The sequence below is a fragment of the Phycisphaerales bacterium genome (assembly GCA_035627955.1).
Classification (GTDB): domain Bacteria; phylum Planctomycetota; class Phycisphaerae; order Phycisphaerales; family UBA1924; genus JAEYTB01.
In genome coordinates, this window is the sequence record DASPKU010000001.1 from 48,354 (window position 1) to 70,782 (window position 22,429).

Annotated in this window: 18 protein-coding genes and 1 tRNA gene; 8 read left to right on the forward strand and 11 right to left on the reverse strand. The window is 68.3% G+C overall.

Annotated features, from left to right (window positions below):
• The first annotated feature begins 103 nt into the window (after nucleotides 1–103).
• Nucleotides 104–1,360 carry a hypothetical protein gene (locus VD997_00215; GenBank protein HYE60392.1) on the forward strand — a complete coding sequence of 419 codons (1,257 nt, stop codon included), beginning with the start codon at nucleotides 104–106 and terminating at the stop codon, nucleotides 1,358–1,360.
• 264 nt (nucleotides 1,361–1,624) lie between these two features.
• Here the strand turns inward: VD997_00215 and VD997_00220 are convergent, their stop codons facing one another.
• The 3 genes from VD997_00220 to VD997_00230 form a co-directional block, all read right to left on the reverse strand.
• Nucleotides 1,625–2,512, reverse strand: a complete 888-nt coding sequence (locus VD997_00220; protein ID HYE60393.1) for a hypothetical protein — start codon at nucleotides 2,510–2,512, stop codon at nucleotides 1,625–1,627.
• Between the two features lie 781 nt (nucleotides 2,513–3,293).
• Nucleotides 3,294–4,079, reverse strand: a complete 786-nt coding sequence (truB, locus tag VD997_00225) for a tRNA pseudouridine(55) synthase TruB (protein HYE60394.1) — start codon at nucleotides 4,077–4,079, stop codon at nucleotides 3,294–3,296.
• 30 nt (nucleotides 4,080–4,109) lie between these two features.
• Nucleotides 4,110–5,957: a glycosyltransferase family 39 protein gene (locus VD997_00230; GenBank protein ID HYE60395.1), complete on the reverse strand. Its 1,848-nt coding sequence runs from the start codon at nucleotides 5,955–5,957 to the stop codon at nucleotides 4,110–4,112.
• Between VD997_00230 and VD997_00235 the strand changes: the two genes are divergently transcribed.
• The 5 genes from VD997_00235 (at nucleotide 5,935) to VD997_00255 (ending at nucleotide 11,474) form a co-directional block, all read left to right on the forward strand.
• Nucleotides 5,935–6,690: a phosphatase PAP2 family protein gene (locus tag VD997_00235; protein HYE60396.1), complete on the forward strand. Its 756-nt coding sequence runs from the start codon at nucleotides 5,935–5,937 to the stop codon at nucleotides 6,688–6,690. The two genes, VD997_00230 and VD997_00235, sit on opposite strands and share 23 nt — an antisense overlap.
• A gap of 67 nt (nucleotides 6,691–6,757) precedes the next feature.
• Nucleotides 6,758–6,844: transfer RNA gene (locus VD997_00240), tRNA-Ser, on the forward strand.
• Nucleotides 6,845–6,948: 104 nt separating this feature from the next.
• Complete coding sequence (locus VD997_00245) at nucleotides 6,949–7,818, forward strand: hypothetical protein (protein HYE60397.1); 870 nt, start codon at nucleotides 6,949–6,951, stop codon at nucleotides 7,816–7,818.
• A 108-nt stretch (nucleotides 7,819–7,926) separates the two neighbouring features.
• Nucleotides 7,927–8,736, forward strand: coding sequence for a GTP cyclohydrolase FolE2 (folE2, locus tag VD997_00250; protein ID HYE60398.1), 810 nt, complete (start codon nucleotides 7,927–7,929; stop codon nucleotides 8,734–8,736).
• Nucleotides 8,737–8,828: 92 nt separating this feature from the next.
• Nucleotides 8,829–11,474 (forward strand): hypothetical protein, encoded by a 2,646-nt coding sequence (locus VD997_00255; GenBank protein HYE60399.1) that lies wholly within the window; start codon nucleotides 8,829–8,831, stop codon nucleotides 11,472–11,474.
• A gap of 21 nt (nucleotides 11,475–11,495) precedes the next feature.
• Here VD997_00255 and VD997_00260 read toward each other — a convergent pair whose 3' ends face one another.
• The 6 genes from VD997_00260 to VD997_00285 all read right to left on the reverse strand — a co-directional run bounded on the left by VD997_00260 (nucleotide 11,496) and on the right by VD997_00285 (nucleotide 18,136).
• Nucleotides 11,496–12,038: a hypothetical protein gene (locus VD997_00260; protein ID HYE60400.1), complete on the reverse strand. Its 543-nt coding sequence runs from the start codon at nucleotides 12,036–12,038 to the stop codon at nucleotides 11,496–11,498.
• Between the two features lie 65 nt (nucleotides 12,039–12,103).
• On the reverse strand, nucleotides 12,104–12,550 hold the full coding sequence (locus VD997_00265) for a response regulator transcription factor (GenBank protein ID HYE60401.1): 447 nt from the start codon (nucleotides 12,548–12,550) through the stop codon (nucleotides 12,104–12,106).
• Complete coding sequence (locus tag VD997_00270) at nucleotides 12,547–14,331, reverse strand: ATP-binding protein (protein ID HYE60402.1); 1,785 nt, start codon at nucleotides 14,329–14,331, stop codon at nucleotides 12,547–12,549. Before VD997_00270 ends, VD997_00265 begins: the two co-directional genes overlap by 4 nt.
• Entirely contained in the window at nucleotides 14,328–15,029 is a 702-nt protein-coding gene (locus VD997_00275; protein HYE60403.1) for a YfiR family protein, read from the reverse strand. Before VD997_00275 ends, VD997_00270 begins: the two co-directional genes overlap by 4 nt.
• A 23-nt stretch (nucleotides 15,030–15,052) precedes the next feature.
• Nucleotides 15,053–17,053 carry a TonB-dependent receptor gene (locus VD997_00280; protein HYE60404.1) on the reverse strand — a complete coding sequence of 667 codons (2,001 nt, stop codon included), beginning with the start codon at nucleotides 17,051–17,053 and terminating at the stop codon, nucleotides 15,053–15,055.
• A gap of 126 nt (nucleotides 17,054–17,179) precedes the next feature.
• A complete protein-coding gene (locus tag VD997_00285; protein HYE60405.1) occupies nucleotides 17,180–18,136 on the reverse strand; it encodes a hypothetical protein in 957 nt (318 codons plus the stop codon).
• A gap of 244 nt (nucleotides 18,137–18,380) precedes the next feature.
• Between VD997_00285 and VD997_00290 the strand changes: the two genes are divergently transcribed.
• Both VD997_00290 and VD997_00295 read left to right on the forward strand, forming a co-directional pair.
• A complete protein-coding gene (locus tag VD997_00290; GenBank protein HYE60406.1) occupies nucleotides 18,381–19,358 on the forward strand; it encodes a GDP-mannose 4,6-dehydratase in 978 nt (325 codons plus the stop codon).
• Nucleotides 19,355–20,083, forward strand: coding sequence for a sugar phosphate nucleotidyltransferase (locus VD997_00295; GenBank protein HYE60407.1), 729 nt, complete (start codon nucleotides 19,355–19,357; stop codon nucleotides 20,081–20,083). The genes VD997_00290 and VD997_00295 overlap by 4 nt, the downstream gene beginning before the upstream one ends.
• Here VD997_00295 and VD997_00300 read toward each other — a convergent pair.
• Both VD997_00300 and VD997_00305 read right to left on the reverse strand, forming a co-directional pair.
• On the reverse strand, nucleotides 20,040–21,281 hold the full coding sequence (locus tag VD997_00300; protein ID HYE60408.1) for a glycosyltransferase: 1,242 nt from the start codon (nucleotides 21,279–21,281) through the stop codon (nucleotides 20,040–20,042). The genes VD997_00295 and VD997_00300 overlap by 44 nt on opposite strands.
• Nucleotides 21,282–21,407: 126 nt before the next feature.
• Nucleotides 21,408–22,385, reverse strand: coding sequence for a hypothetical protein (locus VD997_00305; GenBank protein ID HYE60409.1), 978 nt, complete (start codon nucleotides 22,383–22,385; stop codon nucleotides 21,408–21,410).
• Between the last annotated feature and the right edge of the window lie 44 nt (nucleotides 22,386–22,429).

Consider the following 22,429-nt stretch of genomic DNA (forward strand, 5'->3'; position numbering starts at 1 on the left):
TTCCATCATAATGGTTCGGCACCTGACCGGCCGGGTTTCGCCTAGGCTCCCCGGCCATAGGGCGGCAGGCCGGCACGTCAGGATGTAAGGGAGCAGCGCACGCATGGATCAGCAGCGGCGGAGCAGTGGGGGCAGCGGAGGCAGCGGGGGTGTTGGCGGTTGGCACCAGAGCGCCGGCATCGGCCTGGGCAGCCTCGGGTTCGCCGACCTCATGGCCACGCTCGTCTGGCCGCGCCTGCTCGCCGCCGCCCGCCTGGCCCTGCGCCCCGCGCGCCTGGGGCTGGGCGTGCTCATGCTCGTGCTGATCGGGCTGATCGCCCAGATCCCGCGGCTGTGGGTCCGCACCGGGGCCGACACCCCCTACGACGGCCCGCTCTCGATGGGGTCGGACCTCGCCCGCCGGGGGCTCTCAAAGATCATCCACGGCGTCTTCGACCTCTCGCCCAAGGACGCTGCGGCGGGGCTGTTTGACCTTTTCATCGAGCTGCCCCGCCAGCTGATCGACCAGTACCCGTGGGGGTCGCTGGCGGTGTTCGTGCCCGCGCTGCTGGTGTGGGCGGTGGGGGGCGGGGCGATTGCCCGCAGCGCGGCGACCGAGTTCTCGCTCGACCGCCGCACGAGCTGGCCCCGTGCCCTGGCCTTTGCCCTTTCGCGTTGGGGCTCGCTGTTCAGCTCCCTTGCGGCGCCTCTGCTGATCGTGGGGCTGCTGATTGGGCTCATGGCGGTGCTGGGTTTGGGGCTGCTGGGCATCGCGTACGTGAACGTCGTGACCTCGATGCTCTACTTCCTGGTGCTGCTCGCCGGGTTTGTCGCCGTCGTCATCCTGGTGGCGTACCTGCTGGCCACGCCCATGCTGGTGCCCGCGTGCGCCTGCGAGGGCACCGACGCCATCGACGGCATCCAGCGCTGCTACGCGTACGTGACCGGCCGCCCCTTCAAGCTCGTGCTGTACAGCGCCATCCTGCTGGTGCAGGCGGTGGTGGTGGCGGTGGTGATCGGGGCCCTGGCCCAGGCCACCATCAGCCTTTCGCTGTGGTCCAGCTCGCTGCTGCTGCCTGAGTTCTTTGGCTACGCCGTGCAGGCCCAGGGCGACCCGTCGATCACGGTGGACACCGCGGCTCTCTCGCCCACCGCGGCCTTCGCTACGCGGGTGGTGGGCTTCTGGGTCGCGGTGCCGGCGCTCATCGTCGGCGCGTACGTGGTGAGCTTCTGGTTCTCGGGGGGCACGGTGCTGTACCTGCTGATGCGGCAGGTCTGCGACGGCCAGGACACCGGCGAGCTCTGGACCCCCGGCCTGATCGCCGGGACTCATGCGACGCCCGAGGCCGAGCCGGCGCCCGAGGTGGACGAGGAGGAGTGAGGCCAAACACGGAGGCACGGAGAGCACGGAGGGGGCACGGAAGAGGAGTCTGACGCAAGAAGGCGGAAGCCTGATGCATCGCAGCGACGATTCGCTCTTTTATCCGACATCCGACATCCGACATCCGACATCCGACATTCCCTTCGCGCCTTCGCTCCCCTTCGCGACCTTCGCGTTCAAAAAAAGAAACGGCGTCCAAGGGACGCCGCTCCAGGCCCCGTGACCGCTTACGCCGTCACGAGCGTGTGGGGGTTTGGAAGGTGATCAGTCCTTCTTGGGCTTCTTCTCGCCCTCGGGCTTGCCCGCCGGCTTGTCGCCCTCAGGAGCGCGCTCGCGACGCGGGCGCTCGCCCTCGCCGCCGCCCGCGCCGGGGCCGCCGGGGCGACGCATGGCCGGCCCGCGGGGCACGCGCTCCTCGAAGGTCTTCATCTGCTCCTCGCTGAGCACGCCCTTGAGGGCCTTGCTCAGGTTCTCGCGGGCCTCGCGCCGGGTTTCCTGGGCCGCCTGCGGGTCCTCGCGCATCTTGGCGAGCACGCCCTGCTGGGCCACCACGAAGTCCTCGATGGCGTTCTGGGCCTGCTGCTGCTTGGAGGTGTCCAGCTTCATCTCCAGGATCACGTCGGTCATGCGGTCCCACGCCGGGCCGGTCATGCCCGCGGCGCCCAGCGAGCTGCTCAGCTTCGTGGCGTTCTCGCTCGACACCTTGGCGTCGGTCACGGCCTTGGCGAACTTCTCGCGGGTGGACGCTTCGACCTCGCGCATGGCCTCGAGCGGGTTGGTGCCCTCTCCGCGGTTGCGGCCGATCTCTTCCATCTTGGTGCGCAGCGTCTCGCGCGACTCCACGTACGCCTTGGCCACCGCGGTGGTCTGCTCGCTGGAGAGGCTCAGCCGCTTGGCCGCGGCGGTCGCCTGGGCGTTCCACGCGGCCTCCAGCTTCTCCTTGCTCAGCTGCTGACCCATACGCCGCTCGCCCCCGCCCTCGCCGGGGCCGCGACGCGGGCGCTCGCCCTCGCCGCCGTCACGCGGCTGGCCATCACGGGGCTGGCGCTCCCGCGGCCGCTCTCCCTCCTTCTTCTCCGGCTGCGCGAACGCCCCGGTGGTCAGGGCGCCAAGGGACAGGGACAGGAACAACGCCTTCGCTGCGGTCTTCATTCGAAACTCCGGGTTTGGCCCGTGGGTGCGGCCTTGGTTCGGTATGGGGGACGCCATCGGGCGGCCCGCCTGCTCACGAGTGAGAACTCCCCACGCCCGCGCCATTGTTACGCGGCCCCCGGTCAAACGCCGGGGCCTGGTGGTTATTGCTGGTTCCCAGCCGGGCGGGGAGGCGTTTGAACGCGAAGGCCGCGAAGGGGAGCGAAGGCGCGAAGAGGGAAGGCAGGTACGCGGAGTTGCGCGGAAGGGCGGAGTTTCGCGGAGAAGACGGGAGGAAGGCTGCCGGGTGCGCAGAAACGGCCCTTTGAATGACTCCAACCCAGGCCTTGGAAGCACTGTTCCATGCCTTGAACGGACTGTTTAAGGCCTTGAACGCTCTGCTCCATGCCTTAAGCACGCTGCTTAAGGCACAGAATGCTCTGCTCCAGGCCTTAAACGCGCTGCTTCATGCCTTGAACGCTTCGCTCCATGCCTTAGCCGTGCTCCTTAAGGCATCGAATGCTCTGCCCCAGGCCTTGAACGCTCCGACGCATGGCTTGTGCGCTCTGAATCATGGTTTGCGCGCTCCGAATCATGGCTTGTGCGCTCCGAATCATGGCTTGCGCGCTCTGAATCATGGCTCGCGCGCTCTGAGTAATGGCCTGCTCGGTGGGCAGAATGGCCGCCAGGACGCTCAGAAGCCCGTTCACGACCCGAACTCCGCGCACCTCCGCCCCCTCCGCGAAACTCCGCGGTAGTGCCTTGGCTTTCCGTTCAACCCTGCGGAACAACGGGCCGATGCTCAGGCGAGCGGCAGCAGGTCCGCCTGCGTGATGACCGGCGGCAGGTGGGCGAGCGTGCGCGCCCGCGCCACATCGAACTCGCCGCTGCGCGTCCGCCGCAGGGCCGTGAGCATGCCGCCGACGTTGAGTGCCGCCCCCAGGTCGCGGGCCAGCGAGCGGATGTACGTGCCCTTGCCGCACGTGATCCGCACCTGCACCAGCGGCCACTCGAACGACAGCACCTCGAACGCGTCCACACGCACCGGCCGCGCCGCCAGCTCCACGGCCCTGCCCTTGCGGGCGAGGTCGTAGGAGCGCTGCCCGCCCACGCTGATGGCGGAGAAGCTGGGCGGACGCTGCATGATGACGCCGGTGAACTGCTCGCGTGCGATGCGCTCAATGTCGGAGCGCGTGGGCAGCACCGCCGGCAGCGGCACTTCGGTCAGCGCCCCCTCCGCGTCGTCCGTCGTCGACGTGCGGGCGAGGTCGATGCTCGCCTCGTACACCTTGGTGTCCGCCATGTACCGGTCGCACAGCTTGGTGGCCTTGCCCACCAGCACCACCAGCAGCCCTGTGGCGAGCGGGTCCAAGGTCCCAGCGTGCCCGACCTTGATCCGCTTGGGCACGTGCGGCCCCGCCTTGCGCAGGCGCGAGCGAACGATGGCGCACACGTCCATGGAGGTATAGCCCGTGTCCTTGTCAACGAGCAGGATGCCCGCGGGGGGAAGTTCGGGAGTGACGGAGTGACGCAGTGACGAAGTGGTGTCGTCACCTACGCCGCCCGATTGTCCGCCACTCTCCGTCACTTCGTCACTCCGTCACTTCGTCACTGCCCCTCATGGCCGCACCGCCGCGAAGCACAGGTGCACCACCCGCCCCTTGGAGTAGTTGAACCCCGACACCGTCGTCACCGGGATGTACTTGTTCTGCGCTACCAGCATTGTTCCCGGCACCACCGCCAAGCCCTTGGGGTTCTCCGCGAACCAGGCGTCCAGCTCCGCGGGCTCGATCCGCTGCACCCGCCCGCGCGTCTCGAACACCAGGCTGTCCTCGTGGAAACCGATCAGGCCGCGCGAAGGGTCCGACCCTACGGCCGCGAGCGGGAACTGCCCGCCGGGGTCCAGGTGCCGCAGCTGCGCCGCCAGAGTCCGCGAGACCCAGAGGCCACTGAGGCGCGGCATGGCCCCGCCCAGCACCGCGGCGCTCACGGCGAAGGTGAGGATGGCGACGCCGACCACGCGGGGCCAGTCACCCCGCTGCAGCCCGCGCCACGCGAGGGCCACGAAGACCGCCGCGATGCCCAGGCCCAGGACCGCCGCGCCCGCGGCTCCGGCTTTGCTCGGCAGCACCGCGTACGCGAGCACGCCCGCGGCGATCAGTGCAAACAGCGGCACCGACACCATCCACAGCGCCACCGCCCACCGCACGATGCGTTTCTTGAGCAGCTCGCGCAGCTCCGTCGCGCTGATGACGCACGCCCCGGCCGTGAGCACGGCCAGTATTGGGTACACGGGCATGGTGTAGTGGGGGAGCTTGGTGCCCACGAGTTCCATGAGGATCCACGTGGGCACGACAAAGCACAGCAGCAGCTTCCCGGGTGGCCCGCCGCTCCGCGGCGGTGCCTTGAACCCCTGTGAAGCAGATTGCTCGCGGTGTGTTGGTGCACCCGAAGAGCCGCCGCGGAGCGGCGGGGTACCCAGGGCCCGCCACACGCCCACCCCTACGAACACGCTCCCCGGGAACAGCAGCGCGGGGAGCAGCAGCGTGTGGTAGCCCGGGAACCCGCCGTGCCCCTCCTTGGGCTCGAGCGAGCGGCCCAGCGTCTCATCGAGCACGGTCTTCCACCACACCTCGAACCCGACCTCCCGCGCCACCATCCAAACCCAGGGCAGCACGCATGCGGCAACGATGACGACTCCCAGCAGCGGCCGCAGCCCCAGCACCCAGCGCCACTCCCGCCGCACGATGCAGACCGCCAGCACGCCGAGCGCCACGACCAGCAGCGTCACCGGCCCCTTGGTCATGACACCCGCGCCGACGGCGAGCCAGAGGAGAAGTGACGAAGTGACAGAGTAACGGAGTGACGCCGTTTCCCGGCCACTCGTGCTCTGCCTTCTCACCTCGTCACTTCGCCACTTCGTCACTCCGTCACTTCTGACCACCAGCCACACCGCCACCACCGTGCACAGCACCAGCACCATGTCCGCCCGCGCCTGCCTCGCCTCCCACCAGAACACCGGCGCCACGGCGATCATCGCCCCCGCCAGCACCCCCGCGAACGGGCCGTACAGGCGCGCGCCCATCCGCCACGTCACCAGCACCACGCCGATGGCCGCGAGCAGCGAAGGGACGCGGTACATCCACACCTTGTCCTTGGAAACGTCCCCGCCGGTCAGCACCCACGCCGATCCCGCCTGCATCCAGTAGATCAGCGGCGGCTTGTTCAGCCGCAGCTTCCCCTGCACCCGCGGCACGACGTAGTCCCCCGACTCCAGCATCTGCCGCGACGCCTGCGCAAACCGCGATTCGTCGCGGTCCACCGCCGGTGTGCCCGCGAAGCCGGGCAGGTACACTGACAGGCACAGCACGATCAGCAGCGCCGCTGCCGACCACCCGCGCCACAGCCCCGAGCCAGTCCAGCCCGGAACCTCAGCCACCTGCATGCCCGACCCGTCCACACGCATCGAGGCCGATGATACGAGCATGGGCGGCGTCGCCCCGGCGCGCCTGTCGGTGCGGCGCGTCGTGATCATCCTGTCGCTCACGCTCGCGGCGATCGCCGCCCTTCTGCCCCTCGATGGCGCTGTCCTGCGCTTCACGGCCCGCTTCCAGCCTGGGCAGGACCTTGCACTGGGTGGCGACCTGCGGCGCGAGCTGCTGTTCGTGCAGCAGTGGGGGGACGGCGTGTGCATCTTCCTGGTGCTCACCGGCGCGTACCTGCTCGACCCCCTGCGCCGCCGAAGACTGTGGGACGCCCTGGGCGCGGTGGCCGTCACCGCCATTGCCTACCAGTCGCTCAAGATTCTGGTGGGCCGCCCCCGGCCCAAGTTCGACGACCCCCTCCGCTTCTTTGCGTCCATCGACCCCTACCCGCTCGCTATCGATGGCGAGCCGGTCACCCGCTACTCCTGGGAGTTCTGGCGCGGCATCTCCTCGGACCTTTGGTCCATGCCCAGCAGCCACACCGCCGCGGCCATGTGCCTGTCGGTCATCCTTGCCCGCTTTTACCCGCGCCTGACCCGGCTGGTCATTCCCCTCGCGTTTGTGGTGGGGGCGTGCCGCGTGATCTTCGCGGCCCACTACCCGACTGATGTCATCGCGGGGCTGTGCGTCGGCTACCTCGCCACCTCACTCGCCCTCGATCGCCGCTGGGGCACACGCCTCGCCGCCCGTCTCGGCCTGCTCAAGCCCGCCTGAGCCGGCCGCTACCCGCCAGCCCCGGAAACCGCCGACACACCCGCCTAAACTCGCTTCCCAATCAGCCGGAGAGGTGTCCGAGAGGCTGAAGGAACGCGACTGGAAATCGCGTAAACGGGCAACCGTTTCGGGGGTTCGAATCCCCCCCTCTCCGCTTTGCTCCTTGGTGGCCCCGGTCTCCTGACCGGGGCTCGCGGCCACCCACACGGACGCACCCCCCGCTTGTCAACCGCCGCACCCGCCGCCATCATGCCCGCCATGCTCAAGGCCACCCTGAAGTGGGCCCTCATCCTGGCGTGCCTCCTCGCGGTCGGCCCACTGGTCGCCGAGCTCTTCACCCGCGTCCGCGACGTCGACGGCGGTCGTGCCATCACCATCCTCGTCAACGGCAACCTCGGCGCGGCCCTCGCCGCCGCCGGTGCTCTGGCGCTGGCCGTCATCGTTGTTGGCCTCGTCGCCGCCAAGCTCTACACGTTCGGAACGGCGATGGCGTGCGCGGGCTTTGTCATTGCGTGGGGCGCGTCCGCCGAGGGCAACCTCGAGTCCATTGTCCGGCGTGCCGGCGACGGACAGGACCTGATGATGCTCGCCGTCGAAGGCCTGCTGGTCACGCTTGCGGCCGCCGCGGCCGCCGCACTCTTCGCCAGCGCCGCCCCGCCCCTGCACACGGGGCAGCTGCAGCCCGCGACGAAGGGCCCGCTCGCCCTCCTCGTCCGCGGCGACACCCGCGACAACCCCATACCCATCATCATCGCCGGTCTGGCCGCCGGCGTGCTCGTTGCGGCTGCCGGTGTGTGGCTGTTCGCCCTCAGCGGCGCCCGCAACCAGACCCTGGCGGCGGCCATCTTCGCCGGCATCGCCGCGGGGGCGGTCAGCCATGCGGTGACCCACGGCCGCTCGTTCACGCTCACACCCGTCGTCCCGATCCTGTCGATGGCGGTGCTGGCGTTCATTGCTCCGGTCCTGGTCAAGACCATCGAGGGCCAGAAACTGCTCGCGAAGGTCTACGACGGCTCTGTGCTGAACCTCGCCCGCCCGGTTTCGCTCGACTGGGCCGCGGGCGCGCTCATTGGCGTGCCCCTGGGCATCTCGTGGGCGGGCTCCTCGGGCCAGAAGCCGTCGAAGTGAGAGCGGCGACGCATCCAGCGGGCCTTGTGAGCCCGAATCCACTTCACCCAAGCTGGTGAGCGGACTTTCACTTTCTCAACCCCGCTCCTACCCTCACCCGGAGCCACCATGACCACCAAGCCGCGCCCACAGCCGATGCCCGACGTGCAGGCCTCCCAGGACCCGCGCAACATCGCCATCGACCGTGTGGGCGTCAAGGACATCACCTACCCCATCAAGCTCCGCACCTGCTGCGGCGGCGACCAGACCACCGTCGCCAGCATCAACATGTACGTCGCCCTCCCGCACCACCAGAAGGGCACGCACATGTCCCGCTTCCTCGAGGTCCTGAACGAGGAGACCAGCGAGCCGGTCACCCCCGACCGCATCCCCCAGATCACCCGCGCCATCTGCGAGCGTCTCAACGCCGAGGTTGCCCACTTCGAGGCCGAGTTCACCTACTTCATCAAGAAGCTCGCGCCGGTTACGCAGATGCCCGGCCTGATGGACTACCGCGTGCGCTTTGAGTGCACCGCCAACGGCGAGGAAGACTTCGTCATGTCCGTCGCCGCCCCCGCGGCCAGCCTTTGCCCCTGCTCCAAGGAAATCAGCCAGTACGGCGCCCACAACCAGCGCTGCCGCATCGAGGCCAAGGTCCGCATGAACTCAATGGTGTGGATTGAGGATGTGGTGAAGATGCTGGAGGAGGCCGCCAGCTGCCCCGTCTTCGCGGTGCTCAAGCGGCCCGACGAGAAGTACGTCACCGAGAAGGCCTACGAGAACCCCAAGTTCGTCGAGGACATCGTCCGCGACCTGGCCCTGCTGCTCGAGCGCGACGACCGCATCACGTGGTACTCGATCAACTCGGAGAACTACGAGTCGATCCACAACCACAACGCCTACGCCCAGATCACCCGGGCCAAAGAACCGCTGCAATGACCATTCGGGCCGGCCCGGTCCGGCGCAAGTTCTGTTGCACCCCCGCCCCACGCAACTTATCCTGACCGGCGAATCCTCTGGAGGAGTCGGGTATGAACAGGTGGGGTGTTCTGCTGTGCGCTGCGCTCGTGATCGCGCTCCATGCCCGTTGCTCACACGCGCAGAGCTGCCCCCCGCAGTGGCTGCTCGGTGACGGGCTTCCGGGGGCTCTCGGAACCAGCGGCGCGGTCCTCAACGAGATGGCCTGGTGGGATGCTGACGGCCCCGGGCCGCAGACCCGCAAGCTGGTGGTCGCCGGCTATTTTCAGGTCATTGGAAACACCGCGGCGCAGAACATCGCTCTGTACGACCCTGCGACCGGTAACTGGTCCCCGCTCGGCGCCGGGATCATCGAAATCGTCTCGGGCCTCGCGACCATGCCGAATGGTGATCTGATCGCTTCGGCGTACTCCACGAGCCTCGGCAACTACTCCGGCAAAGTCGTGCGGTGGACCGGTTCGGACTGGGTTTCGCTGGGGCCGGTTCCAAACGCCGCGGTGTTCGATCTGGCTGTGGCATCGAACGGCGACCTCGTCGCGGGCGGCAACTTCACATCCATCGGCGGGGTTCCTGCAAACTCGATCGCGCGCTGGAACGGCTCGGCTTGGGCGCCTGTGGGCTCCGGCACCATCGGCGCCATTCACATGCTCAAGGTGCTCGCCAATGGCGACCTCACCGCGGGGGGCACCTTCACGTCCATCGGGGGCGTTCCGGCCAACAGGATCGCGCGATGGAACGGCTCCACGTGGGCTGCGCTCGGCACCGGGCTCAATGGTGTTCCGCTCGACGTGCACGAGTATCCGAACGGGCAACTCGTCGTGGGCGGCCAGTTCACGACAGCCGGGGGTGTTACCGCTCTCGGAATTGCGGCGTGGGACGGCGCGAACTGGTCTCCGTTGAACTCCAGTCTGGGGGGCACCTTTACGACCGTGGAGTCGCTCCTGATGCTGCAGAGTGGTGACCTGCTCGTCGGTGGCATCTTCTCGAGCGCGGGCGGGCAGCCCGCCACCGCCCTCGCGAGTTGGAACGGTCAGGCGTGGACACCCTTCACAGGCCTGACCCGCATCGACTACCCGCGTGTCTATTGCACCGCCCAGGTCGAAAACGGGGACCTCATCATCGGCGGTGCATTCGAGAAGGCCGGCGGAACACCGGTGCTCGACCTCGCCCGCTGGGACGGCGAAGCCTGGAACCCCCTGGGCACAGGGATGAACAGCACCGTGCTCACGGTTGCGGCACTCCCCGACGGCAGCGTCATTGCGGGAGGGCACTTTGAGACTGCCGGCGCGGCGTTCGCGAAGTACATCGCTCGTTGGGACAGCACGGGCTGGTCGTCGCTCGGCACGGGTTTGAACAGTTCTGCGTACACAGCGCTCCCCCTGCCGGACGGCCGCCTGGTCGCCGGGGGTGCGTTCACGGCCGCGGGCGACACAGCCTGCGGCCGGGTCGCCACGTGGGACGGCGCTCACTGGTCACCCCTTGGCGCAGGGATGAACGGAACCGTGAGGGCTCTTGCGCTGGCGCCCAGCGGCGACATCATCGCCGGTGGCTCGTTCACGTCGGCCGACGGCCTACCCGCGAACCGCGTCGCCCGCTGGAACGGCACCACGTGGGCACCCCTTGGCGGCGGCGTCTCGGGCGGCAACGGCAATGTGTTCGCGGTCTGCCCACTCCCCAACGGCGACATCATCGTCGGGGGCAACTTCACGACCGCCGGGACGACGGGCGCCACGAACATCGCGCGCTGGGATGGAACGGCATGGTCGCCCATGGGCGCGGGCTTCAACGGCACGGTCTATGCGCTGGCGGCACTCCCAAACGGCCAGATCGTCGCGGGCGGTTTGTTCAGCGCCTCTGGAACCGTCAATGTGGGCAGGATCGCCAGGTGGAACGGCACAGCGTGGTCGAGCATCGGTGGCGTCTCCTGGCTCGGGAACACTCCGCCCGCGTCGGTGAACACGCTGCTGGTGCTCCCCGACGGTGACCTGATCGTGGGCGGCAACTTCACAACCTCGGGCCAGACGTCCGCGAACAACATCGCCCGGTGGAACGGGGCGGCCTGGTCCCCGCTTGGTGCAGGCGTCGATCGAGCGGTCAACGCGGTCACGCGAATGCCCAACGGCGATCTGTTCGCCGGCGGCAGCTTCTACACCGCGGCGGGGCAGGCGTCGTCTTTCTGGGCGCGCTACGCCTCGGGCGCGCCTCTCATCACAACACACCCGACCTCGACCAGAATCTGCCCGCCCGGCGGCGCCGCGGTCAGCCTCGTTGCCGCGAGCGCTACACCCGTCCTCGCGCAGTGGCAGCTCAAGACCGACGCGAGCACCTGGATCACCCTCGGCTCAGACCCTACGCCTCTCCCGTGCGGCGGCGCTGCGTCCGTGAGCCCACCGATGAGCACCGAAGCCACCATCACCCTCACCCCGTGCCCCGGCGCGAGCAGCGTGGAGATCCGGTGCGTTGTTTCCAATGACTGCGGCAGCGTGACCAGTCTTCCGGCCGTGCTGCGCTTCAACACCGCCGACTTCAACGGCGACGGCGATATCGGCACCGACCAGGACATTGAGGCGTTCTTTGCCTGCCTTGGGGGGACCTGCTGCCCCGCCTGCGGCACCGCCGACTTCAACGCGGATGGCGACACCGGGACCGACCAGGACATCGAAGCGTTCTTCCGTGTCCTCGGCGGCGGCACCTGCTGAGACTCATACCTTGTGGTACGGCTACTCCCCTCCGCCTCCCTCGAAGCTCTCGCCTTCTTCCTCACGCCCCAGCCTGAACAGCTCCCCGATGTGCCTGTCGAGGAACGCCTGCACGTCCTCCTCCGACATCCGCTCGCGCAGGTAGGCGAACTTGTGGGAAGTGCTGGTCAGGAACAGGAGCATCATCGCTCGTTGCCAGGGGTGCTCTGGCAGTTCCTCCTCCCCGCTCATCACCGCGTCGAGCAGCGTCGAGGCCGTCGCTTCCAGCTGCTCGCCCGTATGGGCAGCGCGAACGTCCGCATCCATCTTCACCTGCGTCGCACGCATGAGCTCCTGGGCGTGGCGGATAAAGTCCTCGGCGTTGGGAAACTCGCCCATGACCCGCCGCAGTTCCGCGAGCCACGCGGCCTGTTCCGCCGGCAAACGCGTCGCCATCCACTGCGCCTTATAGGTTGCCCGCTCCGGCAGCGCGTCCAGCCAGTCGGGCTCGCGGGCTCCGCCGGGCTGAGGCTGCTGGCTGCCATCTCCACCAGAGGACGCGGGGGGCTGTTCGTGCGGGTCCATATGAGAGTTATCGACCATCAGCCCCGGCTGCTTTCGCGCCTCGGCGCAGCTTTCGGTGTGTGCGACTACAACCCGGCGACCGCACGCACCTCGGGGCTCATCGCGATCTGCCCGTCCAACGCCGTGCGCATCGCCTCGAACAGCGCCTGCTCGCCGTCACCCTTGGAGACATACCCCCATGCGCCCGCCTCGATCGCGCGGTCGATGAGGTCCCGCCGCACCATGCCGCTGTACATCAGCACGCGCGTCTCAGGGCAGCACGCCGCGACCTGCGAGATGGCCGTGAAGGGGTCCATGCCTGGCATGTCGATGTCCAGCAGGACGATCTCCGGGCAACCCATGGCGCGCACATTGGCACACAGTTGATCGGCGTCAGGCACGCACCCTGCCCAGTCGAACTCCCCCGAGCGCAGCACGAAGAGCCGCAGCGCATCGCTCACCAGCGGGTTGTCGTCCGCGCAGAACACCCGGGCTTTCGCGCCGCTGGTCGGCAGGACGTTCATTGAGCTCATGCGTTCACACCTTGGAGCACTGACTGCAGCCGCACACGCAGTTCGGGCAGCGGTGTCGCCGGGTCAACCACCGTGATTCTACCGCCGCCGCGCGTGTTTTCCGGCGGCTGACCCAGCAGCACGACGCTGCCCGTCCACTCCGCCGGCACCTCGCCCAGCACATCCGTCACCCACAGGCCGTGATCGACCCCGGCCGCCGCCGGCGCGTCCACCGCGCAGTTCAGCCCGGTGAGCACGTGAGAGATGAGCGCCCGCCGGCGCGGCTCTCTCACCGTCACCACCGCCCGCGTCCGCTCCACCTTGACCGCCTCCGCGACGGGCAGCACCAGCGTGAACCGGCTCCCCTCACCGATCTTCGATTCGAGTTTCAGCTCACCGCCAACCCCCTCGACGATTCCCTTGACCAGCGGTAGCCCCAGCCCCGACGAGATCCGACGGGTCTTGGTGGTGAAGTACGGCTCAAGACACCGCTGCTGCACCACCTGGTCCATGCCCGGCCCGTTGTCCGCCACGCTCAGTTCGATGACCTCGCCGATCGCGCGGGCCTCCACACGAATGCTCGCCCTCGGCATGATCGGCGATCCTTCGGGCGCGAGCGCCTGGCCCGCGTTCTGCACCAGGTTGAACACCGCCTGCATCAGCAGTGGTTTGGAGAGCCTCACGGCCGGCAACCCCTCGGGCACAACGCCCTCCAGCAGGATCCCACGGCCCAGCATCGGCCGCAGGATGGGCTCCATCTCCCGCCACCAGCCGCGCAGCTCTGTCGGCGAACCCTCCACGATCCGCGCGGGGTCTTGCGCCAACATACGCAAACTAGTGCTGAGGTTCTGCAGGTACTCCGACGCCCGCGAAATGGCCGCGAAGTCCGGGTCGTCCTCCCGTGCGTTCACGCGCGCACGGATCGAGTGCAGGTGCGCCCGCAGCGGCATCAGCAGGTTCCCGATGTCGTGCCCCAGCCCTGCGGAAAGAGTACCCAGGCTCGCCATCCGTTCCGATTGCCGCAGCCGGGCCTGCGCCTCCAGCGCTTCGCGCGTCCGGCGCGTCACCTCCTGCTCCAGCATCTCGCGGTGGTTCCGACGCAGCGCCTCGGCCTCGCCTAGCCGCTCGACCATCGTGTTGAACACGTCCGTTAGCGAACCGAGTTCATCCTCCGAGACCTTCCGCGCCCGAATCGAATAGTCCTCGCGGGCGGCTAGCGCCGCGGCCGCATCCGACAGCTCCCGGACTGGCCGCAGCAATGCCCGCTGCACGGCTCGGGCCCCGGCGTAGGCGAGCCCCATCAGCACCAGCGCTACGCCCACCGTTACCGCCACGTCGATGAGCAGCCGCCGACGGAGCGGCCCAAAGTCATACAGAAGGCGCAACTCGCCAGTCTGCTCGTCATCCCGCACGACGGGCTGCACAATCCGCAGCCAGCGTCCCTCAATCCCTGTCCGCACATCCGTCCCGAGCGACCCCGCCCCCGACGCAGGTTCACGCTCGAACACCGCGAACGGCGCCCCGTGATCCGACGCCCGACTGACCTCCGCGCGCACATACTCCTCTACCGCCCCCAACGTCCCGAGCGTGTCCGTCGCTGCCTTGGGGTCGTCAAAGTCCAGCGCTGCCGCGAGGTCCGCCGCGAGCACCCGCGCCGTCGCGCTCACTGATTCCACCGCCCGCCCGCGCACCCGACGGAACTCCAGCGTCACGTGCGCCACCGTCACCAGCACCAGTGCCGCGGCGGTGAGCGCCGTCATCAGCCACGTCAATCGCGCCGCGAAGGAACGGGAAGTGCTCACCGTGAGCCCTCCTTCCCGCCATCGTCGCGCGGGCGGCTGTCCTCTTCCCGTGCCGGGGACCGCACGATCCGTGCCAGCTTCAGCAAGCGCGAGCTCAGCTTCAGCGCCGTCGCCTTCACCGCGTCCTCGTTGGCATCGATCGCGACCCGCTTCTCGCGGACCACCATCCCCAGCATCCCGCCCGCCTCGGCGAAGCCCCCGAGGTCGCTCATTGTGAGGACATCCGCCCCCTCCAGCTTGCGAAGGCTCTCAGTGACCCGCGTCGACTCCGAGCGCCCGAAGAACACCGCGTGCGACCCGCGCAGGCTCGCGTAGTACGCGTCGATGTCCTCCTGACGGGGGGCCGTCTCATCGCGCCGCGCCGTGGGGTAGCTCACCTGCCGCAGTTCGATCTCCCGCCCGCCGATCGTCACTCCGCGCACCGCGTCTGCGAGCGCACTCGCAAACCCCGTGTCGCCCGCCAGCGTCACCACGATCGGCGCCTTCCTGTCCTCAGCGTCCTTGAAGGACCCCGAAGGCCAGGTCGTGTACCGCAGAAAGTTCACCACCATCCCGGCCTTGATGGCGGCGACCCGCGCTGCCTCCCGCTGCTCCGCCTCGCGGCTGCCCTGCTGGGCGCTTGCCGGGCAGACCGCGAGCACCGCCGCGATCCCGCACAGCCCAATCAGCAGCAGCCCTCGGCAGTTCCCCAGATTCACGGCCTGACAGCCTCCTTGCCCATCTAAAAACGAAGCGTCGCCACCACGTACGCCGACCGCTCCACCTGGAGCGACGAGAACTCGTTGTGCCTGGGCTCCAGCAGGTTCTGCCCCCAGATCGACACGTCGAAGTTCGGCGTCACCCGCCACGTCAGCCCGATGTCCACCCGCGTATAGCTGCTCGCGCCCTGGCTCTCGACCCGATCAACGAAGTACGCCGCGGCGTTGAGCTCCAGGTTTTCGGTGATGTCCAGGAACGACTGCAGCTGCGCCATGTTGTGCGGCGTGTTCCCTTCATCGCTCAGCGACACCGGCCCGCTGACGTTCACCTCGGCGTAGCTGTACGCCCCGCGCAACCGCCAGTTGTCCGCCGCCTGCCACACCACCGCCACCTCGCCCCCGTACACCTCCGCCTCGCCGTTGTTGTTGAAGCTCCCGCCTACCGCGGGCGTCGGAATCGAAATCAGGTCGTCGTACTGGCTGAGGAACGTCGCCACATCCAGCGTCACGCGGTCGCTGAACCGCCGCCGGTACCCCAGCTCGTACACCAGCGCCTTCTCCGAATCGAGGTTCGGGTTCCCGCTCAGGCCAAACGGCACGATCTGCCCCGTCGGCGGCCCGCCCGCCAGCACACCCGGGTCCGCGAAGAAGAAGTTGATGAACCCGTGCTCCTCGAAACGCGATGGCGTCCGCACCGCCCTGGACACCGCGCCCCACACCGTCTCGCGGTCCGTCGGCGTCCACCACAGCCGCGCGCTCGGCTGCACCTCGACGCCCGTCAGGTCGTTGTGCTCCACCTTGCTGCCGAGCATCGCGAACCAGCGGTCCTCCTGCAGCGTGATCGTGTCCTGCACGAACGCGCTCACCGTGTTCATGCTGTCAGCGGCGGGCGACCCCGGGGTCAGCAGCGTGCTTGACCCGGGCACCAGCCGGTCGGTCGTGAAGTAGTACTCGATGCCGGTCGCCAGCGCGTGCCGCTCGCCCAGCATGAAGTGGTACCGCGCGTCGATCTCCGCCGAGTCCCGCTCCGCCTCCGAACCCGTCAGGGCCCGCTCCGTGCGATCGTAGTACGCCAGCACGCTCCAGCCCTCGTTGTCACCGGTGAAGCGCTCCGCCCGCCCCAGCACGTGCCCGCCCCGCACGTCGTTCTCGAAGATCCGCCGCTCGGTCGTCGCCGTGGGCGCCCGCACCGGCACCCGCGCCGCCGCTCGCGCCCCAAAGCTCGAGTACGCGTCCGCCTCGAACATCAGCTTGAGGTCATCACCCGCATCGATGTCCGTCCGGAACCGCGCGTGTGTCAGGTCGAAGTCGCTGTCGCTGTCCAGCGGCCCCGCGGCCTCCAGCGGCGCACGGTTGAAGTACTTCGCCCACACCGCGTACGTCGCCTTCTCGTTGATCCGCCCGCCGTACCGCACGCTCCCGAACCCGCGCTCGAAGGTCCCCCCACCCGCCTCCAGGAACACGCCCTGCGTGTCCGCCGTGCTCTTGTTGACGATGTTGATCACGCCGTTGATCGCGTTGGCCCCGAACAGCGTCGCCCCCGGCCCGCGGATCACCTCGATCCGGTCCAGGTCCTCCAGCAGCACGTCCTGCACATCCCAGAAAGTCCCCGCCTGGATCGGGTCGTACACCCGCCGACCGTCCATCAACACAAGCGTCTTGTTCGCCAGCCCACCGCTGAACCCCCGCGGCCCCACCGACCACGACGACGTGTTGCTCTGCCCGACGTACACCCCCGGCGCGAGCCGCAAGGCCTCCGCAACCCATCGATGCCCGGTCCGCCGCACCTCATCCTCGTCGATCACGGTGATGGCCGCGGGCGTGGTCAGCACCTGCTGCTCCACCCCCGCCACGCTCGTGACCTCCATGCCCATGAGCTCTTCGATCGACAGTTGCGCCGCCCGCTGCGGGTCGATCTCCTTCTCACGCGTGGGCGTGATCGCCTGCTGCCCCAGCGCGCACGGCGTCACCCCCGCCGCAACACTCGCGAGCACCATCAGCACCGCCGCACTGTGAAACTTCATCCCCACGCGGCTCCTTCACCCCAGCGCACACACTCTCCGCAGCCCCGGGTCAGGGGAACCGCAGTGTAGTGCCGGGTGAAAAAACCGCCCGCGTCATGAAGGAGTTTTCATTGCTCGCGCGACCCCTCAGCAGGTCCCGCCGCCGATGACGCGGAAGAACGCCTCGATGTCCTGATCCGTCGCATCGTCGCCGTCGCCGTTGAAGTCCACCAGGCACCCTTCGCAGCAGTGCCCGCCCATGCACGCGAAGAACGCCTCGATGTCCTGGTCCGTCGCGGCGTCGCCGTCGCCGTTGTAATCCGAACTCCCGCACGGCGGTGGGGGCGGCGGCACCCAGGCAATGCCGCGGTAATCGCCCGCGTACGTCACACCAGGCGTGAATGGCCCCAGCACCCCTGTCGACGTGTTGACCGTCCACACGGTGTCGCCGGTATTGGCCGGTGAGCCTGACCCTACCACGATTGCTGTCCCATCGGGACGCAGGCCCACGTCCTGGAGGTACATCGGTGTCTGCGTCACCGGCACCTGCTGTGCCACGCTCCACGTGCTCCGCTGTATCCGGTGCAGCGCCGACGTGCCCACCGACCCGTTCACCGACACCCCCAGCACCGAACCGTCGGGCATGAACGTCATGCCCTGCAGCGGCGTGCTGTTGATCTGCGCGATCTGCTGGCAGTGCCCGTTCGCGCTATTCACTACGTGGATCGTGCGGTGGTACGTGTTGGTCACGTGGACGGCCGCGTACAGCACGCCCTCGCCATCGAACGCCAACGCCCGCACATTCTCGACATTCAGCTGCACGTACTCGGGCGCAAACCCCTTCAGCGGGTCCAGCCTGTACAGCCTGTCCGCCCGCCCGTTTTGGTAGCTCGTCACCCACACCTCGCCCGTCACCGGCGACCGCGCGATGTTGTTCGCCCCGCCGCCATCGGGTAGGAACCACTCGTGCGTGATCGCTCCGGTCGTTTCGTTCACCCGGAACGTCCGCCCCTGGTGCCACGAGACAATGACGTAGTCGGCCTGTGCTTGCGTGCCACAAACGACCGCGAGTGCTCCGACCACAAGCGCAACAGCACGTTGCATCCTGATCCTCCTGCTTGCTTCCAAAGCGAGCTGCACTCGGTTATACCACGGCATCCCGGGCCCAATCCAGCCTTCCCTGCTGTCATTTCTTGCGCACCCACGCTCCTTCGCGACTTCGCTTCCCCTTCGGGCCCTTCGCGTTCAACGCCTTTCCACTTGCAGAATCCTGCCAAATCTCTATCGTGGACCCCGCGTGACCAGCGGCCCCCTCCCGCCGCAGTGGCCGCGCATGAGGGGGCTCGCCATGTCGGTCCAATCTGCACCTGCCCGCGACCTCGGGGCTGTTGCCGTTACGGGCGCCTCCGGCTTCATCGGCAGCCACCTGATCTCCAAGCTTCTCGCCGAAGGCCACTCCGTCACCGCCGCCGCCCGCCCCAACTCCCGCACCGATTCGGGCAACCTCGCCCACGTCGGCCCGCACCGCAACCTCCGCGTCATCCGAGCCGACATCCTCGACCCCTCCGACGCCCGCGCCATCACCGAGGAATGCGACACTCTGTTCCACCTTGCCGCGCAGGTCGACGTCGCCCACTCGCTCAAGTCCCCATCGCTCTTCCTCCAGACCAACGTCACCGGCACGTACAACATGCTGGAGGCCGCCCGGGTGCAGGGCGTGCAGCGCATCGTCGTCACGTCTTCCGCAGAGGTTTACGGCGGCTCGCCCGAGCCACTCACCGAAACCTCGCCGCTGATGGCCAAGTCTCCCTATGCGGCGAGCAAGATCGGCAAGGAGAAGCTCGCCGAGTCCTACTACCACTCGTACCGCCTGGGCACGGTGGTGGTCCGCCTTTTCAACACCTTCGGCCCGCGACAGTCCAACCGCGCCGTCATCCCCTGGATCATCAACCAGGCGATCACCGGTGAGGAGCTCCACCTCGGCAACACCAACGCGCGGCGAGACTTCATGTTCGTCGAGGACACCGTTGACGGCCTTATCGCCGCGGCCACGCGAACCGGCGTCGAAGGCCGCGTCTTCAACCTCGCCACCGGGCGCACTCACGCCATCCAGGAGGTCGTCGACCGCGTCATCGAGCTGCGCGGCCGCCCTCTTCGCGTCATCACCGAGGCCGACCGCGTCCGCGGCACCGAGGAGGTCTGGACCCTTATCGGCGACAGCTCCGCCGCGGCTCGCGACCTCGGCTGGCGCGCTCAGGTCCCTTTCGCCGAGGGCCTCCGGCGCGTCTACGAGTACTTCAAGAAGACCCGCGAGGCCCGCGCATGACCCCTCCGCCACCTATCGCCATGATCATGGCCGGCGGCAAGGGCCACCGGATGCACCCCTTCACCGAGGCAATGCCCAAGGCCCTGCTCCCCGTTGGCAACACGATCCTGCTCGACATCCTCGCCTCACAACTTCACCAGGCCGGCTGCCGCGACCTCGTCATCTCCCTCGGCCGTCTCGCCCCCGTCATCCGCGCCTACTGCGGCGGCCGGACGCTGCCGCTCCCCGTCCGCTTCGTCGAGGAGACCTCGCCCCTGGGCACCGCCGGCGCTCTCGCACTGCTTGACGCCGCGCCGCATGGCGTGCTTGTGATCAACTGCGACGTCCTCACCGACGCCCGCTTCGCTGATTTGATCGCCCGCCACCACGCCCGCGCGGCCGACATCACCGTCCTCGGCGTCGTGCACACCCGGCGCCTCCAGTTCGGCGTGCTCGAATCCAACCCCGACGGCCGCCTCACCGGATGGCACGAAGGCCTGGAGCACCGCTATACCGGCGCCGCCGGCGTTTACATGATCGGCCCCCGCGCCCTCGCCCTCATTTCCGACGGCGAGCGCCTCGACATGCCCGAGCTCGTGCACCGAGTCATGGAGTCCCGCGGCCTCGTGCAGGTCCACACCCACGAGGGCGCCTGGTACGACCTGGGCACCCCGCCGATCTACGACGAGGGGGTTGCAGCGTTCACCGCATCGCCGGAGCGGTTCGGCGTGCCGCGTCATGCCTGATCGCCCCGTCCGGCCTGCCGCCGCGCCCGCACACCGCCGCGTAGGTCTCTTCCAGCAGCAGCCCGATCCGCGCGGGGTCGTACTCCTCCTTCGCCCACGCGAAGCCCCGCTGGGCCATCGCCTCCCGCTCACCCGCGCTGTGCTCCGCCATCTGCCGCAGCCCTTCCGCCAAGCCCTCCACCGAGTTCCGTGTCCGCACCGCCGCGCCTTCGCGCGTCAGCTCGCCGGCGAGTGACAGGTTCTCGGTGACCACCGGCGGCGTGCCGCGGCTGATCGCCTCGAAGAGCACGTACCCGAAGCTCTCAAGGCGCGAGTTGAGCACGAACGCGTCCGACGCCGCGAGCCCCTGCAGTTTCTCCTCGTTGCTGATCCAGCCCGCGAACACCACTCGGTCCGCGACCTTCAGCGCCTCCGCCCGCCGCTTGAGCTTCCCGACATAGCCGACTTCTCCCGTCCCCAGCAGCAGCAGCCGGAACCGCTGGTCGTTCGCCGCCGCCCGCGCGAACGCCTCGATGGTCATGTCCACGCGCTTGATCGGGTGCAGCCGCCCCAGGAACGCGAACGTGAACGCGTCGTCAGGGATGCCGAACCTCGTGCGCCCCACGGGTCGCAGCGCGGTCCGATCGGGGATCGCCTCCGGCAGGATGATCGGGTAGCCCACCAGGAACCGCCGCTCCATCGGGATCGATGCGGGGTACGCCGAGTTGTGCAGCCCATCAACCGTCTCGGTGATGAACCCGCTCGCCCGCCGCAGCGCCCGCCCCAGCCCCAGCCGCAGGAACACCTGCTTCTTGAGCTTCTTGTAGTCCATGGCGGCGTGCAGCAGCATGCCGTGGCTCTGCCAGAGCGTGGCGATGCCGAGCCGTTGGGCCGTGCGTGCCGCGTGCACCAGGTCCGGCGACCAAAGGCCGTGCAGGTGCACCACATCCACCTTGCCAGCGTGCAGGTCGGCCGCGACGCGCAGCCCCAGGTTCCCCGGCCGCACGATCCGTCCGACGGACTCCGCCAGCACGTAGCGCTGAGGGTCGCGTTTGATCCGCGCCCACACCACGTCGTCCTCCTTTGGACGCGGGAAGTAGCTGGTGGACTCCACCCGCCCGTCCAAGGTCGCGAGCGCGTCGAGGATGCTCAGCAGCGCCGTCGCCGTGCCGCCCGCCCCCGCCTCCGCCCGCTCGATCACGTGTGCGACCCGCAGCATGGGCTGGAGCATACCGGATCGTGCCGTGCGCAAATAGAGCGATTTTCGCACGGCCCCCCATCCACCAACAAAAACAAGGGCCCCCGCCCGCGCGGGAGCCCTCGGAATCAGCACCTATTCAACCACTCAGGCGAACTGCTTCTTCGCCTCCAGGATCTTCTTGTCATACGCCGTCTGCGTGGCCTCCAGGGCGGAGATCTCTTTGTCGCAGTACGCGTAGTGCTTCTCCAGGCTGGCGAGCAGCGGCTTGATCTTGGGGTCGCTGATCGCCGGGCCCAGCCGCTTCTTCAGGCTGTCCAGCGCCACCAGCAGCGTCTTGACCTGCGCCCGCACGGCCTTGGTCTGCTTCACATAGTCGGTCGAGCGCTTGAACTCGATGTCGGCCAGCGGCTTGGTCATCTTCTTCGTGTTCATGCCCACCACGAACTTCTGCATGGTGTCCAGCTGGGTCTTCCGGGTCTTGACCTCCTCGGTCATCTTTTTGAACTCGTCCTCGCGGGCCGCGATCTCCTTAGCCATCAGCTTGGTGTCGGCGGCCTCGCCCACGCCCGCGCCGCTGCTGCCCGCCTCGGCCAGGTCCCACGCGCGCTTGACGAACTCCTCGATCTTGACCTTCTGGTCCTTCAACGCCGCGACCTTGGCGATCATCGGGGCGCGGTCCTTCACGAACTGCGCTTCCACGGCCTTTGCAACGTCCGCGCCCAGGGCGGCGGGAGCCGTCTTGGTGTCGGGCCAGCACGAGGCCCGGAACCCCTGGTGCGCCTGCAGGTCGGACTGGAGCTTCAGCAGCTTCTTGTGGTTCCCATCGACCTCCTCCGCCAGCTTCACCAGGGTGGCCTTGGGCCCGCCCGCCTCGATCTTCTTGACCAGGTCCTTGCTCGCGGCGTGCAGCTCGCCCACCTGCTTGACGTAGTCCTCCTCCTCCTTGAAGTAGATGTCCATCATCCGCGCGATCTCTTTCTCGCAGTCGGCCTTGCACTTGGACTGAATGCCAGGGACGGCGCGGGCGCCGCCCATCTGCTTCTTGGCCTTCTCAATGTCGGCCACGGCCTTCTGGATGATGACTTTGAGCTTGGCGGGAAGGTCGAGCGTGGTGTACGGCAAGGCGATTCTCCTCCAGTAGAATTGGGTTTACAGGTTACGCAACT